This is a genomic window from Leifsonia sp. GW821-FHT13C09 (assembly GCF_058806435.1).
Window position 1 is genome coordinate 1 of sequence record NZ_JBXAPS010000034.1, and the last position, 1426, is coordinate 1426.

The 1426-nt window shown below is 61.4% G+C and carries 1 protein-coding gene; it reads right to left on the reverse strand.

What is annotated here, in order from left to right; all coding sequences use genetic code 11:
• Positions 1–51: 51 nt before the first annotated feature.
• Entirely contained in the window at positions 52–1302 is a 1251-nt protein-coding gene (locus tag AC1ROW_RS22210; RefSeq protein ID WP_071044057.1) for an IS256 family transposase, read from the reverse strand.
• Positions 1303–1426 lie beyond the last annotated feature (124 nt).

A 1426-nucleotide genomic window follows, 5' to 3' on the forward strand; every position in this document is an offset into this window, starting at 1 on the left:
GGTCAAGTCCCGTGGAGTGGTGTAACGAACATTCTTCGAGAATGAGCTTGGCTACGCAGTCAACGTGAGGGGTAGTTCCACAGCCACCTCCTCAGCAACGTTGTCCGTGATGAGGCGAACCCTGCAACGAGCCAACACCTCGAGTCCGAGGTATCGGCGGCCCTCCGCCCACTCGTCAGATTGCTCTGCCAGGACCGCTCCAACGAGCCGGGTGATCGCGTCTCGATTCGGGAAAATACCGACAACGTCAGTGCGACGTCTGATTTCTTTGTTGAGACGTTCGTTGGGGTTGTTCGACCAGATCTGCTGCCACACATCTTTCGGGAACGCCGTGAATGCGAGGATATCGGCACGGGCAGCATCGAGATGATCGTGCACGCCAGGCAGTTTCTCGCCGACGTAGTCCAGGAGCCGGTCGAACTGTGCCTCGACAGCTGCAACGTCGGGCTGGTCATAGACGGAATGCAGCATTGCTTTCACGGCAGGCCACATCTGCTTCGGGCAGGCCGACATGAGGTTCGCGGCGTAGTGGGTGCGGCAACGCTGCCAACTGGTGCCGGGAAAGTTGGCCCGCATGGCCTCGACCAGGCCAGCGTGTGCGTCTGACGTGATGAGCTGCACTCCGGTCAGTCCTCTCGCGACGAGGTCCGCGAAGAACATGTTCCACGCCGCCCCGGTCTCGCTCGTCGCGACCTGCATGCCGAGCACTTCACGATGCCCATCGGCGTTGACGCCGGTCGCGACGAGCACGACCGTGTTGATCACTCGCCCGCCCTCACGTACTTTCATGGTGAGGGCGTCACACGCGACGAACGTGAACGGGCCGGCATCGCTGAGCGGTCGGGTGCGGAACTCGGTGACGTGTTCGTCGAGATCAGTGGCCATGCGAGAGACCTGCGATTTCGACAGTGAGTGAATGCCGAGCGTTTTCACGAGTTTGTCCATGCGTCTCGTGGAGACGCCCGCGAGGTAGGCGTCAGCGACGACGGTGATCATCGCTGACTCGGACCGTTTGCGTCGTTCGAGGAGCCAGTCAGGGAAGTAGCTGCCCTGCCGTAGTTTCGGGATCTGCACATCGATCGTGCCGACGCGGGTATCGAGCTCGCGGGCCCGGTACCCGTTGCGGGAGTTCGTGCGGTCTGGTGAAGGGGTGCCGTACTCGGCGCCGCAGACCGCGTCGGCCTCGGCGGAAAGGAGCGTGTTGATCATGGTGTGCAGCAGGGTGCGCATCAGATCTGGCGAAGCGTCGCCCAGGGCTTGGGTGAGAACAGCAGCAGGGTCGACAATAGAAGGAGTGGTCATCGGTGTGATGCCCTTTCGAGTGAGAGTTAGAAGGCTTCTCGAAGGTGTCCCCGGTGGCCACGCTGTTCTTTCAGTGGGGCCGTTGTTACTCGGGGTTCGTTACACCACTCTACGGGGCACTACT

Bases quoted from the DNA above. Each gene is read 5' to 3' on its own strand.
- AC1ROW_RS22210 (WP_071044057.1), bottom strand. From the start codon at position 1,302: ATGACCACTCCTTCTATTGTCGACCCTGCTGCTGTTCTCACCCAAGCC.